The following is a 16215-nucleotide window of genomic DNA, read 5'->3' on the forward strand; positions in this document are numbered from 1 at the left end:
GGTCAGTAGAGGCTCCGGAGTTCCTCGGTGATCTCCGCTTTGAGCTCCTCGACGTACTCCTCGTACTCCTCCTGGACGCCGATCCGGTTGATCCGGGGGGCGGCCTCGGTGTCGACGATCTCCTCGACGGGGACGCCCGCCTCGAGCGCCTTGAACGCCTCGTCGTTGAACGTCTCGATCGTCGTCAGCATGAGGTACGTCTTCTCCGGCGGACAGAACGTGTCCACCGGGTGGAACGCGTTCTGCTGGAGGTACGCCTCGCGCAGGTAGCGGGCGACCTCCAGGGTGAGCTGCTGGTCGTCGGGCAGGGCGTCCTTCCCGACGAGCTGGACGATCTCCTGCAGCTCGGTCTCCTCGTCGAGCACGTCGACCGCCCACTGGCGCTTCTCGGCCCAGTCGTCGGCGACCTCGCTCTCGAACCACGGGTCGAGCTGGTCTTTGTACAGCGAGTACGACTCGTTCCAGTTGATCGACGGGAAGTGGCGGCGCTCCGCTAAGTCCGCGTCGAGCGCCCAGAACGTCTTCACGATGCGCAGCGTGTTCTGGGTGACCGGCTCGGAGAAGTCGCCGCCGGGCGGCGACACCGCGCCGATCGCCGAGACGGAGCCCTCCGTCCCGTTGACGTTCTCGAAGTAGCCGGCGCGCTCGTAGAACTGCGCGAGCCGGGCGGCGAGGTACGCGGGGTACCCCTCCTCGCCGGGCATCTCCTCTAGCCGGGAAGAGATCTCGCGCATCGCCTCCGCCCACCGCGAGGTGGAGTCGGCCATCAGCGCCACGTCGTACCCCATGTCGCGGTAGTACTCGGCGATCGTGATCCCCGTGTAGATGCAGGACTCACGCGCCGCGACGGGCATGTTCGACGTGTTCGCGATGAGCGAGGTGCGGGCCATCAGCGGGTTGCCGTTGGCCGGGTCCTCCAGCTCGGGGAAGTCCTCGATGACCTCGGTCATCTCGTTGCCGCGCTCGCCGCAGCCGACGTAGACGATGATGTCCGCGTCGGCGTACTTCGCGAGCTGGTGCTGGGTGACCGTCTTCCCGGAGCCGAACGGGCCCGGGATCGCGGCCGTCCCGCCCTTCGCGATGGGGAACAGGCCGTCGAGGATGCGCTGGCCGGACACCAGCGGCGTCCGGGGCGTCTTCTTGTTCGCGGAGGGACGCGCCTCGCGGACGGGCCACTCCTGGTGCATCGAGACGTCCGTCCCGTTGGCGAGCTCGGCGACCGTCTCGGTGACGTCGAACGAGCCCGACTCGACGGCGGTGACCTCGGTGGTCTCGTCCTCTTCGAGGGCGTCCGGCGGCACCATCACCTTGTGGTCGATGGTGACCGTCTCCTCGACGACGCCGACGACGTCGCCGCGGCCGACCTCGTCGCCGACCTCGACGGTGGGCTCGAACGCCCACTCCTCCTCGAGGTCGATGCCGGGCGCGTCGACCCCGCGGTCGAGGTACGGACTGCCCATCTTGCCCTCCAGCACGTCCAGGGGACGCTGGACGCCGTCGTAGATGGCGTCCAGCATGCCCGGACCAAGGTCGACCGACAGCGGCTCGCCCGTGTTCTCGACGGGCTCGCCGGGGGCGACCCCGGAGGTCTCCTCGTACACCTGAATGGTCGTGATGTCGCCTTCGATCTCGATCACTTCCCCCATGAGGCCTTCGTCGCCGACGTAGACGACGTCGTTCATGCGGGCGTCGAGGTCGCGGGCGCTCACGACCGGACCGCTCACGCTTTGGATGACACCGTTTTCGGTTGTGGTGGTCTCCGTGGATTCTGCTTTACTCATGTTAGTCCTCCTCCATCAGGTCGATCCCGATGGCTCGTTTGATCTGGTCGCGCAGCCCGCCGCTGCCGGCGCCGGCGCCGCCGAGCGTGACGAGCACGGGCTCGATGCTCCCCTCCACCGACTCGCGGGTCCCCCGCGAGAGGTGGTCGAGGTCGTCGTCGTGCATCACGATGATGCCGGTGTCCTCGTCGTCGAGGGTCCGTTCGACGGCGTCGTCGAGCCGCTCGTCCTTCTCGTCGTCCGGGACGTTCTCGAACTTCCGCACGCCGGCGAGCCGGAACCCGGTCGTGAACTCGGGGCTGCCGACGACGGCGATCTCCTGGCTCATGTTATCACCAGCTCCGATTCGATCTCGTCGGCCGACAGCCCGGCCTCCTTCCCGCGGGCGATCGCCCGGATGTTCTCCACCTCGCGCTCCTTCGCGAGGATGTAGGAGATGACCGGGGTGACCGACACCGGGTGGATCGTCCCGAGCCGGTCGCCGTACGCCAGCAGCGCGGCGTCGGTCGCGTGCTCGAACGCGATGAGGCTGTCCGCCTCCTCGAGTTCGCGCAGCGCCGGGCCGAGCTCGTCGGCGTACTGGCTGTCCGCGATGTACTCCACGAGCTCGTCGAGGTTCCGCGCGAGCCGCGCGAGCGACCCGCGAGTAAAGAGCTCGCCGCCCTCGATGAAGTACGCGGCGGGGTCGATGTCCGCGCCCGACCGGGCGAGCCGGAGGGCGTTGGTCGCGTTCCGGAAGTCGACCTCCGCCTTGAGGAACGCCTCGTACTGTCGGGTCGGCTCGTCGTTGCCGAGCCCCGAGAGGAGCCGCTCGTAGAACGCGCGGTCGACGGCGTTCTCGAGGGGGACCAGCACGTCCGTCTCCTCGTACTCGGCGTACGCCTCGCGGAGCGGCGGCCCGTAGATCGTGTCCTCCAGCACCTCGACGACGGCGTCGATCGAGTCGGCCTCCAGCAGGCGCCGGATCAGACGGTCGTCGAACTCCCCGGCGCGGATCAGGTCGACCTCGATGTCGGACTGGTCCGCGTCCGTGTAGACGCCGCGGATGACCGTCTTCACGTTCCACGCGTCGAACTTGCGGAGGTAGCGGGCTATCTGGTCGTACAGCGTTCCCTCGCTCCACTCTAAGATCCCCTCGAACTGCTGTGCGAGGTTCCGGTTCAGCGCGTACTCGATGAGGTCCACGCCGCCGTGGCGGCTCCCGAGGGCGTTGATCTCACGGCCGTAGCTGGACTCCTCCATGAACCGGGCGATCTCCGCCGGACCCATGCGGGTCAGCTTGCGGTACTCCTCGTCCCCGTAGAGGCTGCCGCGGCGGGCGCGAACCCGCGCGACGACGTACTCCGGGTTCGAGCTCCCGACGGCGCTCATTGGTCGAACAGCCGCTCCGAGATGTTCTTCAACTCGTCGTCCCAGACGGACTCCAGGACCGAGTCGAACGTGTTGTTCACGCGAACGCGAGAGGTGTCGCTCTCGGCGACCACGCCGCCGAGACAGTCGACCTCGCCGTCGACCTCGGCGTTGCGGTCCGCGACGAGCTCCTCGAGGAGCTCGACGTCCTCGGCGCGGGTGTAGACGGCGACGTCCTCGTCGTCGTCGAACTCCGCGAGGCTCGCGTCGAGCAGCGTCTCGGTCAGCTCGCGCCGGCGGTCGTCGTCGAGCCCCTCGATGGCGGCCTCGACGTCGTCGCGGACGTCTTCGAGGACGTCGCGGCGGGCGCCGAGCCGTTCCTGTTTGGCCTCGAGCTTGGCCGACGAGAGCGTCTGCTCGCGCTCCTGGTCGATCTGTCGGTCGACCTCCGCGAGCCGCTCCTCGCGGATGCGCTCGGCGTCGGTCTCCGCCTCGGCGACGATCTCGTCCGCCTCGGACTCCGCCGCTTCGCGGATCTCCTCTGCACGCGCGCGGGCTTCGTCTCGAACGTCCTCAACGACAGTGTCCAAACTCATTGGTGTAAAGGGGGGTACCGCTTAGACGATGAAGACGACGACGAGTGCGAGGATAACGATCGTCTCGGGAAGGACCGTCAGGATGAGCCCGTTGACGAAGAGGTCGTCGTCCTCGGCCATCGCGCCGACGGCGGCCGAGCCGATCCCACGCTCTGCGTAGCCGGCACCGAGGGCCGCGAGACCGACGGCGAGCGCCGCGGCGGCGCTCGGATCAGTCAGTGTTCCTCCGGTGGACAGTACGGCGTTCCCGAGTGCGTTGGTAGCTTCAAGCATTGGTAGTAGTTCCGGTTGCTCGTCTCCGAACAGTAGCTAGTTGCCGCCACAGTAGTCATAAAGCTTCCCAAAACGACCGAACGGAACGCCCGCGACGGCGGGCGAAGAGACGCCTCTCGGCGCGTTCCGCTCCGAGAAAATCCGACCGGACGGAGGGATACCGCGGCTACCGATCGTCGGCGGTGTACTCCCGGTCGTAGCCGAACGGGAGGTACGTCTCCCCGCCGCCCTCGTAGAACTTCCCGAAGAACTCGACGTACTCGAGACGCACGGCCTGGATGCCGGCCGACGTGACGCCGAGCAGGAGGACCACGACGTGGCCGACGAACGCCACCGCGATGCCGGCGAGGAGCGCGATGACGCCGACGAGGCCGGGCTCGAACGCCGTCGTCAGCCCGGCGAAGACGAGCTCGTACTCGCCGCCGTTCGCGACGGAGTGCTCCTGAACGTACGAGAGGTACTCCGGCGTGAAGATGAAGTGGAAGCTCCCGTCGCCGCCGCCGTCGATGTACGCGCCGAACGCGAGCAGGTTCACCGCGAGCGCCATCCCGCCCTTCGCGAGCAGCACCGCCATGATCCGGGCGTACGAGATGACGTTGACGATCGGCGAGAGCACCTCGGCGAGCTCCGGCGGCTCGCCGATCGCGAGCAGCACCACGCCGAGTCCGGCGGCGACGACCCCGCCGATCCCGACCGCGACCGGGAAGCCGGCGAACGACACCGCCCCGAAGGTGAGAATCGAGAACGACTCGAAGAGGAAGTCGGGCTTCGGACCCGGCAGGTGCTGGCTGAAGATCCAGATCCACGCGCCGTTGAGCAGCAGCAGCCACGACCCGCCCTCGTACAGCGCGTGTTTGAGGTCGTGCTGCTGGTAGTTGCTCACGAACGAGAGGGCGTGACCCACGTTCAGGTGAACGATCCCGAACAGCACGCTCACGATGAGGAACGACAGCGCCCAGTCGAGGTCGGCCGGCGAGAGCCCCTTCCCGGCGACCGGCCAGTGGACGTCACCGGGCAGCAGCTGGTAGGCGTGGTAGCCGAACACGTCGATCCCGAAGTAGATCCCGAACAGGATCGTGAAGCCGCCGGCCCACATCGCGACGGCGCCGAGCTCGCGGAAGGTGCCGTCGTATCGGCTGTACATGAAGTAGCCGATCGCGGCGTAGAGGACGCCGTAGCCGACGTCGCCGATCATGAACCCGAACATGAGCGGGAACGTGAGGAACACGAGGAGCGTCGGGTCGAACTCCGAGTACTTCGGCCGGCCGAACCCCTGCACGAGCAGCTCGAACGGGCCCGCCGCGCTCCCGTTGTCCTGGACGACCGGCGGCTCGTCGTCGCCGTGCATCGCGTGGCCGCCGTCGGTGGCGGCCGCCTTCTCGGTTGTCGCGTCCGCCGCGTCGTCGGTCGCGCTCGCGGAGCCGCCCCCGTCGCCGCCCACCGCCTCGGTGTGGTGGTCGCCGTCGGGCGTGAACGAGGCGCGCTCGAGCTCCTCGACCTCGACGTGGTCGCCGACGGCGTCGGCGATGGCCGCCTCGAAGTCGGGGTAGGCGTCCGTGGGGATCCACCCCTCGGCGACGAACGCGTTCTCCGTGGTCGCGAACGAGAGCGGCGCCTCCTTCTTCTCGGCCTCGATGGTGAGCTGCTCCTCGGCGCGAAGCAGGAAGCCGGCCGCCTCCTCCTTCACGTCGGCGAGGTCGGCCTCGACCGACTCGAGGTCGGCCCGCAGCTCCTCGCGCTCGCGCTCCAGCTCCGCGACGTAGTCGGCGGGGCTGGCGTCGGCCTCGGGGACCTCCAGCAGCGCGATGTCGACGCCGACGAGCGAGTCCTGCAGGACCCCCGCCTCGGCCCCCTCGGCGGGCTTCGCGAAGATCGCCACGACGTCGCTCCCGGCGAACACCTCGTAGGCGTCGATCCCGTCGGCGTCGGCGAGCGTCGCCTCGACCGCGTCGGGCTTGGCCTCGCCGACGACGACCTCCAGCGAGTCGTAGCCGCGGAGCAGGTCGAGCTCGATGCCGAGGTCCGCGAACGGCTCCATCCGATCGATCTCCTCCTCGCGGTCGCGGATCTCGGCCTGGAGCTCGTCCCGCCGGTCGTTGAGCGCGTTGACGCGCTCTCGGACGTCTTCGAGCTCGCGTTCGAGCTCCTCGTCGTCGAGCGCGCGGACCGCGTCGGCCTCGTCGCCCTCGACGTCGAGCACGCTCTCCAGCGAGCGGACGGTGACGAGCCGCTCGTTCACCGTCTCGGCGCCTTCGAGCGACTCGCCGGGCTCGAACCCCTCGTAGCGCTCGTCGTAGTCCGTGACGTGCAGCGAGTGGTGCGCGTACGCCGCCTCGATGACGTCGTCGATGACGCGCTTCGAGCCCGTCACCGACACCTTGCTCATCCGCTCAGGCCTGAGCATCCACCGCCTCCTCGGCCTGTTGGTTCACCGCTTCCTCGAACCGTTCGACTGCGTAGTCGACGGCCGAATCCACGCGCTCGCGGGCCTCGCGTTCGAGCTCGTCGCGGTCGGACCGACCCGACTCGAGGATCTCCTCGCGGCGTTCCTCGATCTCCTCGCGGGCCGCTTCGAGCCGCGCTTCGGCCTCGGACTCCGCCTCCTCCGCGGCCTCCTCGCGGATCGCCTCCGCGCGCTCCCGAGCCTCGGCGAGGCGCTCGTCGGCGTCCGATTCCGCCTCCGCGATGATCTCGTCCGCCTCCCGTTCAGCCTCCTTGATCCGGTCGAGCACCTCTGGTCTGGCCATGCTACTAATCGCCTGAAACTCTACAAGCGACGTATAAGGTGTTTGCGAAAGTTGGCGGGCGTCGCCCCCGGTATCGGCGGGGGTCGACGAGGGATCGGCGGCGGCCGACCCCCTCGGTCCGGCGTCCGGCGACGTCCAGCGGTGCCCGCCGCCTACATTTAAGTACCAGTCGCCGGACCGTCACCGTATGGCAACGGTGTATGCGGTCGCGTCGGCGAAAGGTGGGGTCGGGAAGACCACCACGACCGCGGCGATGGCGACGATCCTGGCGGGCTCAGGCGCCGACGTCGTCGCGATCGACGCCGACATCGGTATGGCGAACCTCGCGGGCGCGCTGGGCGTGACGCCCGGCGAGACGACGCTCCACGACGTGCTCGCGGGGCGAGCCGACCCGCTCGACGCGGTCCACGAGGGGCCCGAGGGGCTCCGCGTCGTCCCCGGTTCGGACGACCTCGACGCGTACGCGTCGGCGGACCCGGCCGGACTCGGCGACGTGGTCGACGCCTTCGAGGGCGCCGACTACGTCCTCGTCGACGCCGGCGCGGGGCTCTCGCACGACTCCAGCCTCCCGCTCGCGATCGCCGACGAGACGCTGCTCGTCTCGACCGCCGAGCGGAGCGCCCTCGGCGACACCGAGAAGACCCGACAGCTCGCCGAGCGGCTCGGCGGCGAAGTCGCCGGCGCCGCGATCACCCGCGTCGACCCCGACGCCGACCCCGACGAGGTCGGCGCCGACGGGCTCGGCGACGTCGGAGGCGTGCTCGACGCGCCGGTCCTCGGCCGGATCCCGGAGGACGACGCGGTGGTGCGGGCGGCGACCGCGAACAGCCCGCTCCCGACGTTCGCGCCGGACGCGCCCGCCACCCGTGCCTACCGGGACCTCACGCGGGCCCTGACGGGCGCGACCGTCGAGGGCGCCGGGGTCGGCGAGTCCGGCGGGACCGACGAGGCCGGCGAGGCCGACGAAGACGAGGAAGCGGACGACTCCGCGGAGACCGATGACACCGACGAGGAGGACGACGCCCACGAGGCGGAAGACGCCGAGGCGACCGCCGAGTCCGAAGACGGGCCGGCGGACGACGCCGGAGACCCCGTTGACGCCGACGAGGACATCATCGTCGCCGACGCCGAGTCGGGCGGGCTGAGCGATCCGGGCGACGAGGAGGAGATCATCGTCGCCGACGAGGGCCCCGTCCCGGAGGAGGGCGACGCGGACGCGGGGGCGACCGGCGAGACGGAGACCGTCGGCGAGGAGCGCGTCGACGGCGACGACCTCGAGGCGATGATCGAGGAGGACGCGGACGAGGCCGAGGCGTTCGACGACGAGTCCGCGGCGGACGACTCCGGCCTCGACGACGAGTCCACGGCTGACGACGTCGAAGAGGCGACGCCGGAGGACACCGAAGAAGCGACCGCAGACGACGAGGAAGCGACCGACGGTACGGAGGTTGACGAGGCAGAGGCCGACGAGGTCTCGGAGGTTGACGAGGCAGAGACCGACGAGGCGGAAGAGGCCGATCCGGACGACGAGCTCGCGGGGAGCGTCCCGTTCCGCGACGACGACACCGGCGGTATGAACACCGTGCTCTCCGAGGGCGACGGAGACGCGGAGGAGACGGAGGACGCGGAGAGCGAGACGGCGGACGACGGCGAGAAGGACGACGATGAGAGGGACGACGGCAGCGGCGGCGGCTTCTTCAGTCGGCTGTTCGGGCGGTAGGCGGGTCGGGACGCGCCCGCGACCTCAGGCCTCGGAGGGAGCCTCCGCCCGGTCGCGGATGAGCTCGCGGATCTCCTCGGGGTCGGTGATGCCCGCGAGCTCCTCGCAGGAGACTAGCGCGGTGCCGTCGACCGACTCGCGTTTCTCGTCCTCCTCGGTGAAGTAGACGGAGCGCGTGCGGGCGACCTCGCCGATCGAGGACATGATCCGCGCGCGCTTCTCCGCGGCGGGGGTGAACGCCGAGTGGCCGGTGAGCACGCGGGTCTCGGCGCGCTGCTCGTCCTCCGAGACCGCCTTGAACGGTGCACGGGCGGTCGGGTGGACCGTGAAGCCGGCGTTGGTGAGCACGTGGAGGACGTGCTCGTCGTCGGGGTGAGTCTCGGGCGCCGAGGGGGTCGGGTCGGCGTCGCGCACCTCGTCTGCCCCCTCCAGCACGTCGACCGGGCTGGAGAACGGCTCGTTGAACAGCTCCTCCAGCTGGATCGCGACCTCGATGGAGGCGTTCATCCCGTCCTCGTACTTCGAGACGGTGCGCCGGGAGACGCCGAGCTCGGTCGCGAGCCGACCGAGCGACCAGCCGCGCTCCTCGCGCTCGTCGGCGAGGAGGTCACCGTCGAGGCTCACGTAGAGCCCGCCGGGCGCCGCGTAGATGAGCGGCGGCATCCCCTCGACGAACAGGTCGTACCCCGTGTCGGGGTTGATCACCGGGACGCCGTGCCGGAAGTAGACGACGCCGGGCTTCAGCTCCTCGTCGCGGGTCCGGATCCCGATCACCATCGGCGTCGCCCGCAGGTACTCGCCGAGCCGGCGCATCTCCGCGCCGGTCTCCGCGTCCAGTGCGTCGACGTTGCCGAGGATCTTCAAGAGGAGGAGGTCCTCGTCGCGCCGGGCCGCCACGTCGAAGCTCTTGGGCCGGACCGCACACCGGTCGCTGACGAGGAAGCCCGCGTCCTCCAGCATCGCGGTGACGTTTTCGATCAGCGCAGTCCGGGACATACCCGAGATAAGCGGTTCGCCGTATATATGCGTTGTGTCACTTGCACTCGCGCGAAAGCGCCGCCCGCTTGCGGTTTCCCCGTCCGATCCGGCGGTGCGGTTAAGTACCGATGCGGGGATAGAGCGCCGGACCGCGGCGGACGACCGTCGCGAACGCGCCCCCGAGCGCCCGGCCGAAACGGGTTTGTCCCGGACCGGGCAAGGGCGCGTATGCCCATCGTCGCCGTCGACGACACCGACTCCCGCGAGCGCGGGATGTGCACGACGTACGTCGGCGCGCGGCTCGCGGAGCGCCTCGAAGCGGCCGGGGGGCGGGTCCGCCGCCGGCTCCTCGTCCGGCTGAACCCCGCCGTGAAACACAAGACGCGCGGGAACGCCGCCGTCGCGGTCCACGTCTCCGAAGTCGACCCGGCGGCGGCGTTCGACCTCGCCGCGGAGGCGGTCCGGGAGTTCGCCGCGGTCGACGACCCGCGGACCTCCCCGGGCGTCGTCGTCGCCGACGTCGACGTCGCGGGGGACCCGTTCGCGCCGGTCGCCCCCGCCGACCCCTCGGAGGACGCCGGCGACGCATCGGCGACGCCGTCGCGGATCCCCGACGCCGTCGCCGACTTCGCCCGCCGCGCGCTCCGGCACCGGATCGGGATCGACGAGGCCCTCGACCTCGCCGAGGCGCACGGCTACCGGCACGCCGCGTTCGGGGCGGGCGGGGAGACAGAGGCGGCGGCCGTCGCCGGTCGCGGGCGGATCGGCGCGCTCGCCGCGGTCGGCGCCCCGGCCGCGTCCGACGACTGGACGGCGGAGCGCATCTCCTACCGCGAACTGGACCGCTGCGGGACCCCCCGCGACGTCGACGTCGAGAGCGTCTTCGCCGCGGCCGACGCGGGGTACCCGACCGTCTGGGACACCGTCGACCGCGAGACGGGCGCGCCAGTCTGCGTCCCCAACGCCCCCGGCCCGATCCTCCACGGGATCCGCGGCGACGACCCGGCGACGTGCAGAGAGGTCGCCGAGGCGATCGAGAGCGAGCCGGTCGAGCGCGCCGCGACCTTCCTCACGAACCAGGGCACCGACGCCCACCTCGTGCCCGGCCGGATCGGCGCCCTCCGCGACGGCGCGGGCTACCGCGTCGCTGGCGCGGTCACAGGGGAACCGGAGACGAAACGGGGGGGTCACGTCCACGTCGACGTGGCGGCGCCGGGGGCGAACGAGGGCGACGACGCCGGCGCGACCGATGACGACACGGCCCGCCTCAGGTGCGTCGCCTTCGCGCCGACCGGCCGCTTCCGCGACCGCGTGCGCGCCCTTCGACCCGGCGACCGGGTGACCCTGTGCGGCGAGCACGAGCGGCGCGGCTCAGCGAGAGGCAACGCGAGGAAACCAGAGGCAGGGGGACCGACCGCGACGCTCAAACTGGAGAAGTTCGCGGTTCGCGACCTCGTGCGGACCGAGCCGGCGGTGCCGACCTGCCCGGGCTGCGGGCGGTCGATGTCGTCGGCGGGGCGGGGACAGGGGTACCGCTGCCGTGACTGCGACACCGCCGCGCCCGGGAAGGTCGACCGCGAGGTCGACCGCGACCTGGAGCCCGGCTGGTACGAGGTACCCCCGAGCGCCCGGCGCCACGTCGCGAAGCCGCTCGTGCGGGGCGGGTTCGACGCGCCGATCCACCCGGAGCGGTGAAGTGGGCCGGACGCGACCCATCGGCCATGTCCGGGATCGTCTTCCACGGAACGGAGAACCGAGTCGGCGTCGTCGACTTCTACCGCGAGGAACTGGACGCCGAGACGTGGCTCGAACAGCCCGACTGCACGATTCTCCGCCACGATAACCTCCTGTTCGGCTTCTGCGACCGCGACGAGACCGAGACGTGCGGGACGTTCACATTCGTCTACCCCGACCGCGAGGCGGTCGACGACGTGCGGGAGTGCCTCGTCGAGGCGAGCGACTGCCGGGACGACGAGAGCGCGCCCGGCGCGGTCGAGGAACCGAGGGAGAACGAGCGGTACGACATCTACCAGTTCTTCGCCGAGGACCCCGACGGCCGGACCGTCGAGTGTCAGGCGTTCCTCGGCGACGACGTGGAACCGATTTAAGAAGGCCAGACGAAGCGGGCGAACGGGGCCGAACCGACCGGTTCAGTCGTCGAGCGCCCGCTCCTCGCGCCACTCAGCGGCGCGGTCGAGCGCGGTCTCGCGGTCGTCGAAGCGCTCGCGCTCGTAGGCCGACGCGTCGGCGGCCTGTTCCATCACGTCGAGGCGGACGACGAACCCGCCGTCGGCGCGCTCGCGGACGCGGACCGTCGCGTAGCCGTCGGAGCGCTCCCACTCGGTGATCGTGTCGTCCTCGCGTCCCAGAGACCAGTTCATACCTCAGGGGGCGGGCGCGGCGGCTAAAACGGCCCGGTTCGGGCGCGCGGCGGGTGGGGGCCCGGTACGACGGTCTACGCCTCGTCGACCGGGCCCGTCGTGTGCGAACAGACCGGGCAGACGGCGTAGCCGAGGGTGTCGTACGGGACGGACGCCGAGGGGGCGGTCACGTCGCACTCCGGGCAGTCGAACGTCGACGCGTTCTCGATGCTCATGTCTCACTGTAGCACGGCGACCCATATGGTTACGCGCCGCCTGCCGCGCCGTCAACGAGGCTCTACTTATAAACGACCGCCGGGCCGAAGACGGCCATGGCCGACGACATCCACGCGGACCGACGGGCGCGCGCCGCCGAGCGGCTCCGAGCGGTCGACGCCGACGAGCTCGTCTGCTTCCCGAGCCGGAACCTCCAGTACCTCACCGGATTCGACGAGGAGCCGAGCGAGCGGCACTTCCTGCTCGCGGTGCCGGCGGCGGAGAACGGGAACGGGGGCGCCGACGGAGGCGACGCGACGGGCGACGGGAACGCGCCCGCCCTCCTCGTCCCGTCGCTGTACGAATCGCAGGTGCGCGAGGAGACGAGCGTCGCCGACGTGCGGACGTGGGCCGACGGCGACGATCCGGTCGCGGCCGCGCGCGACCTGCTCGCCGACCGCGGCCTCCGCGAGGGGCGCCTGCTCGTCGACGACGCGATGTGGGCGACGTTCACCCAGGACCTCCGGGCGGCGGCGCCGGACGCGACGTGGGGACTCGCGAGCGAGGCCCTCGCCGACCTCCGGGTCCGCAAGGACGCCGCGGAGCTGGCGGCGCTGCGCGAGGCGGCCGCCGCCGCGGACGCGACCGTCCGCGACCTCCGCGAGCTGGGCGCCGACGCGGTCGGGACGACGGAGCGCGAGCTCGCCGAGTGGATCGCCGACCGGCTGGCCGCGCACGGGGGGACCGGCGTCTCGTTCGAGACGATCGTGGGGTCCGGTCCGAACGGCGCGAAGCCGCACCACGGCCACGGTGACCGCGAGATCCGGGCAGGCGAGCCCGTCGTGCTCGACTTCGGGACGCGCGTCGACGGCTACCCCTCCGACCAGACGCGCACGCTCGTCTTCGACGGTGACCCACCCGCGGAGTACGAGCGCGTCCACGAGACGGTCCGGGAGGCGCAGGCGGCCGCGGTCGACGCCGTCGAGCCGGGCGTCACGGCCGCCGCGGTCGACCGGGCCGCGCGCGAGGTGATCGAGGCGGCGGGGTACGGCGACGCGTTCGTCCACCGGACCGGCCACGGGGTCGGGCTCGACGTCCACGAGGAGCCGTATCTCGTCGCGGGCAACGAGCGCGAGCTCGAGCCGGGGATGGTCTTCTCCGTCGAACCGGGTGTGTACCTCGACGGGCGGTTCGGCTGCCGGATCGAAGACCTCGTCGTCGTCACGGCCGACGGTCGGGAGCGCCTGAACGACACCGACCGCGGCTGGCGGTGACCGGTCCGTCCGGTCGCGGCGTCGAGGGGTCCGTATCCGTGAAGTGAGGACCGCGCGAAGAGAGACGAAAAAGGGGAGCGTGGGGGAGAGGCGCGCCGAAAACCGGCGCGCCGGGGGCCCGACGCGAGATGCGGGAGCCGTGTGCCTGCTCCGCAATCGGTGGTTATTGCCGAATCCTATAGTTGTGATACCGAATTATTTCGGTTTCCGGAGTCGGTCGTCAGTCGCGGGGAGACGAACGTATCGGTAATTATTCCGGACGGAAGAGAACGAAAGCCGATCTTTCGGGCGATCGAGCGGCGCTCCGCGGCGGGGGATCGGCGGCCGCTCGGCATCGAAACCATTAGTGTCGCCGGAGCGGAACCGCGGGGTATGAGCGACAACGACGAGGCCGAGGAGAGCGAACCGGCCGTCGAGCTCGGCGAGGGACCGGACGTGGCGGGCGAGCCGATCGCCCGCGTCGCGTCCCGGCTCACGTGGCCCGCGAAGCGCAGCGACGTCGCCGCACAGGAGGGCGACGCGACGGTCCGGAGCCCGAACGGCGCTCGCGATCTCGACGACGTCCTCGCGGACTCCGACGTGCCGCTGTTCGAGAGCCGCAGCGAGTTCGTTGCGGAGGTCGAGGAGCTCGTCGGGCGCGGTCCGGTCGCGACCGAGTAGCATCGTCGGTCCGTCCCGCCCGGTCCGTCCCGCCCGGTCCGTCCCGCCCGATCCTGCCCCGCTTCGTTCCGACCCGCTCCTCCGCCGCGGCCTTTTTGTTCCGACGACGCGGAGTCGACGTATGGCGATCCCCTTCGATCCGCACGAGCTGGACCCCGAGGAGTACGGCGAGACGCGCGCGACGCTGTCGATGGACCACGAGTCCGCGATCGAGCGCGTCCGCGAGGTGTGTCTCGACGCCGGCTTCGGCATCCCGGTCGAGTTCTCCCCGTCCGAGATGCTGAACGAGAAGGTCGACGCCGACCGCGACCCGTACTACGTCCTCGGCGCCTGCAACCCGGCGATGGCGGACCGCGCGCTCGACGCGACCGACAAGCGCATCGGCGGGCTGTTCCCCTGCAACATGATCGTCTGGGAGGAGTCGCCCGGCGAGCAGGTCGTCTACCACGTCTCGATCATGAAGATCGCGCGCCTCCTCGGCATGCCCGTCGACGACGAGGAGATGGACGCGATAATCGAGGACACCGGCGAGATGGTCGACGCGGTGTTCGCGGAGCTGGCGGAGTAGTCGACGGCGACGGCGTCTCCGCGACGATGTTTTTAAAGAGGTCCGAGATCGACGAGTCCAGTATATAAACGGCCGGTGCGGTGGCGCGCCGGTGAGCGCCCGTGAGGGCGCGAACCGAGCGCGAGGGAGGCGGCGGTCCGGCGCGGCCGCGCCCGCGCCGGAGCGTCCGCCGAGGCTGGGGAGGCGTGAGGTGCGGAGCGGCCGCGGACGGGTGGGACTCAAAGGGGCAGCCGTGAGCGGGGCGCAGGCGACCTAAGGACCGCAGGGAGGGAGCGGTAGCGACCGACAGAGGACCGCAGCGAGCGTGCGCCCCGCTCACGGCTGGGGCTTTGGAGGCTGTCACCGACGATCTCAGGTCAGCTATATATAAACGAGCGACCGGACCGTCAGATGTCCCCGCCGACGGTCCCGAGTCGATCGATCACAGCCGATCCGTCCCGCCGTCATCCACGCCTCGATCCAGCCACGAGACCGCGACCGACTCGAACGGCCCGGAGTACTGCATCAGCGTCGTCCCGAGGATTGCCATCACGAGCACGTAGCCGACCGCGAACGCGTTGATCGTCTGGGCGATCGCCGGGTCGAACGTCCCCGCCTCGGCCCCGCTCACGGCGACCGTCGCGATGATCAGCGAGAACTCCCCGCGGGTCGTCATCCCGAGCGCGACGCGGGTCGACCGCCGGGTGTCGAGATCGAAGGCCCGCCCGGCGAAGAAGCCGGTGACGAGCTTCGTCGGCGTCGTCACGAGCACCGCGAGCGCGATCAGCGCCGCCACGCCGCCGAACAGCAGCGGGTCGGTGACGAGCCCGATCCAGAAGAAGAACACCGCCGCGAACGTGTCGCGGACGGGTTCGAGCAGCGTCTCGATCTCGTGGGCGTACTCCGTCGAGGCGAACGCCATCCCGACGAAGAAGGCCGCGACCGCCTCGCTGACGCCGAGCGCGAGCGCCGCGCCGGCGACGAGCACCACGGTCGCGATCGACCGGAGCGCGACGAACTCCGGGTTGTCGGTCGCCACCAGCCGGTCGAACGCCGGCGTGCCGTACTGGACCGCGGCCAGCAGCGCGAGGATGAACCCGACCGCGATCCCGACGTCGACCGCGGCCGCGACCACATCGCCGCCACCGAGCACGAGTGCGGAGGCCACGGCGAGGTAGACGGCGATAAACAGGTCCTCGTAGACGAGGGTCCCGAGCAGCGGCTCGGCCTCGTCGTTGGCGATCCAGCCGAGGTCGATGAGCGACTTCGTGATCACCGCCGACGAGGAGATGTACACGATCCCGGCGAGCAGGAACGCGGGCAGGAGCGCCCCGAAGACGAGCCAGCCGAGGACGAGCCCGGCCCCGAAGTTCGCGAGGTCGATCGTCCCCGCCGTCCCGATCTGGCGCCGCCGCGCGAGCAGGCGGTCGAGGTTGAACTCCAGCCCGAGGAAAAAGAGGAGGAAGACGATCCCGAGCTCCGCGCCGAGCGCGATGAACTCCGTCTCGGGGACGTAGACGGTCCCGACCGCCGGCAGCGCGAGCCGCCCGAGGACGAACTCCCCGAGCAGCATCCCGGCGACGATGTAGAAGGGGATCACGGACTGGCCGACGCGGTTCGCGAGCCCGCCGGCGACCGCGACCGCGGCGAACATGACGCCGACGTCGAGCAGCGCCACTACCGGCCACCTCCGGGGCGGGCTATCGGAGCGGT

17 protein-coding genes are annotated in these 16215 nt (G+C 70.7%); 6 read left to right on the forward strand and 11 right to left on the reverse strand.

The annotated features are described in order from the left end of the window. Nucleotides 1–2: 2 nt before the first annotated feature. The 7 genes from FGM06_RS14005 to ahaH form a co-directional block, all read right to left on the reverse strand. Complete coding sequence (locus FGM06_RS14005) at nucleotides 3–1781, reverse strand: ATP synthase subunit A (protein WP_144799845.1); 1779 nt, start codon at nucleotides 1779–1781, stop codon at nucleotides 3–5. A gap of 1 nt (nucleotide 1782) precedes the next feature. Further along, the gene (locus FGM06_RS14010) at nucleotides 1783–2109 is read right to left on the reverse strand and encodes a V-type ATP synthase subunit F (RefSeq protein ID WP_144799846.1); all 327 of its coding nucleotides are present in this window, start codon (nucleotides 2107–2109) and stop codon (nucleotides 1783–1785) included. Next, nucleotides 2106–3152, reverse strand: a complete 1047-nt coding sequence (locus FGM06_RS14015; protein ID WP_144799847.1) for a V-type ATP synthase subunit C — start codon at nucleotides 3150–3152, stop codon at nucleotides 2106–2108. Before FGM06_RS14015 ends, FGM06_RS14010 begins: the two co-directional genes overlap by 4 nt. Then, nucleotides 3149–3727, reverse strand: coding sequence for a V-type ATP synthase subunit E (locus tag FGM06_RS14020; RefSeq protein WP_144799848.1), 579 nt, complete (start codon nucleotides 3725–3727; stop codon nucleotides 3149–3151). The genes FGM06_RS14015 and FGM06_RS14020 overlap by 4 nt, the downstream gene beginning before the upstream one ends. 21 nt (nucleotides 3728–3748) lie before the next feature. After that, the gene (locus FGM06_RS14025; RefSeq protein WP_066412079.1) at nucleotides 3749–4000 is read right to left on the reverse strand and encodes an ATP synthase subunit K; all 252 of its coding nucleotides are present in this window, start codon (nucleotides 3998–4000) and stop codon (nucleotides 3749–3751) included. Nucleotides 4001–4166: 166 nt separating this feature from the next. Beyond that, complete coding sequence (locus FGM06_RS14030; protein ID WP_144799971.1) at nucleotides 4167–6386, reverse strand: V-type ATP synthase subunit I; 2220 nt, start codon at nucleotides 6384–6386, stop codon at nucleotides 4167–4169. Between the two features lie 4 nt (nucleotides 6387–6390). Continuing rightward, nucleotides 6391–6747 carry an ATP synthase archaeal subunit H gene (ahaH, locus tag FGM06_RS14035; RefSeq protein ID WP_144799849.1) on the reverse strand — a complete coding sequence of 119 codons (357 nt, stop codon included), beginning with the start codon at nucleotides 6745–6747 and terminating at the stop codon, nucleotides 6391–6393. A 187-nt stretch (nucleotides 6748–6934) separates the two neighbouring features. On the opposite strand from ahaH, the gene FGM06_RS14040 reads away from it, so the two are divergent. After that, nucleotides 6935–8467: a nucleotide-binding protein gene (locus tag FGM06_RS14040; RefSeq protein ID WP_144799850.1), complete on the forward strand. Its 1533-nt coding sequence runs from the start codon at nucleotides 6935–6937 to the stop codon at nucleotides 8465–8467. A gap of 24 nt (nucleotides 8468–8491) precedes the next feature. Here the strand turns inward: FGM06_RS14040 and FGM06_RS14045 are convergent, their stop codons facing one another. Beyond that, nucleotides 8492–9463 carry a transcriptional regulator gene (locus tag FGM06_RS14045; RefSeq protein WP_144799851.1) on the reverse strand — a complete coding sequence of 324 codons (972 nt, stop codon included), beginning with the start codon at nucleotides 9461–9463 and terminating at the stop codon, nucleotides 8492–8494. A 210-nt stretch (nucleotides 9464–9673) separates the two neighbouring features. Here FGM06_RS14045 and FGM06_RS14050 point away from each other — a divergent pair, with 210 nt between their 5' ends. Next, on the forward strand, nucleotides 9674–11140 hold the full coding sequence (locus FGM06_RS14050; protein ID WP_144799852.1) for a tRNA(Ile)(2)-agmatinylcytidine synthase: 1467 nt from the start codon (nucleotides 9674–9676) through the stop codon (nucleotides 11138–11140). Nucleotides 11141–11166: 26 nt separating this feature from the next. Continuing rightward, on the forward strand, nucleotides 11167–11553 hold the full coding sequence (locus FGM06_RS14055) for a VOC family protein (RefSeq protein WP_144799853.1): 387 nt from the start codon (nucleotides 11167–11169) through the stop codon (nucleotides 11551–11553). Nucleotides 11554–11595: 42 nt separating this feature from the next. On the opposite strand, the gene FGM06_RS14060 is transcribed toward FGM06_RS14055, so the two are convergent. Together FGM06_RS14060 and FGM06_RS16115 are read right to left on the reverse strand one after the other, a co-directional pair. Continuing rightward, complete coding sequence (locus FGM06_RS14060; RefSeq protein WP_144799854.1) at nucleotides 11596–11826, reverse strand: DUF7543 family protein; 231 nt, start codon at nucleotides 11824–11826, stop codon at nucleotides 11596–11598. Between the two features lie 74 nt (nucleotides 11827–11900). Further along, nucleotides 11901–12041 carry a hypothetical protein gene (locus FGM06_RS16115; RefSeq protein ID WP_186311028.1) on the reverse strand — a complete coding sequence of 47 codons (141 nt, stop codon included), beginning with the start codon at nucleotides 12039–12041 and terminating at the stop codon, nucleotides 11901–11903. Between the two features lie 96 nt (nucleotides 12042–12137). Between FGM06_RS16115 and FGM06_RS14065 the strand changes: the two genes are divergently transcribed. The 3 genes from FGM06_RS14065 to FGM06_RS14075 all read left to right on the forward strand — a co-directional run bounded on the left by FGM06_RS14065 (nucleotide 12138) and on the right by FGM06_RS14075 (nucleotide 14523). Continuing rightward, complete coding sequence (locus FGM06_RS14065) at nucleotides 12138–13295, forward strand: aminopeptidase P family protein (protein ID WP_144799855.1); 1158 nt, start codon at nucleotides 12138–12140, stop codon at nucleotides 13293–13295. A gap of 372 nt (nucleotides 13296–13667) precedes the next feature. After that, on the forward strand, nucleotides 13668–13955 hold the full coding sequence (locus tag FGM06_RS14070; RefSeq protein WP_144799856.1) for a DUF5789 family protein: 288 nt from the start codon (nucleotides 13668–13670) through the stop codon (nucleotides 13953–13955). A 121-nt stretch (nucleotides 13956–14076) separates the two neighbouring features. Further along, nucleotides 14077–14523 carry a DUF302 domain-containing protein gene (locus FGM06_RS14075; protein WP_144799857.1) on the forward strand — a complete coding sequence of 149 codons (447 nt, stop codon included), beginning with the start codon at nucleotides 14077–14079 and terminating at the stop codon, nucleotides 14521–14523. 421 nt (nucleotides 14524–14944) lie between these two features. Here FGM06_RS14075 and FGM06_RS14080 read toward each other — a convergent pair whose 3' ends face one another. Beyond that, on the reverse strand, nucleotides 14945–16180 hold the full coding sequence (locus tag FGM06_RS14080; protein ID WP_144799858.1) for a cation:proton antiporter: 1236 nt from the start codon (nucleotides 16178–16180) through the stop codon (nucleotides 14945–14947). Nucleotides 16181–16215: the final 35 nt, after the last annotated feature.

The organism is Halorubrum depositum (genome assembly GCF_007671725.1).
Classification (GTDB): domain Archaea; phylum Halobacteriota; class Halobacteria; order Halobacteriales; family Haloferacaceae; genus Halorubrum; species Halorubrum depositum.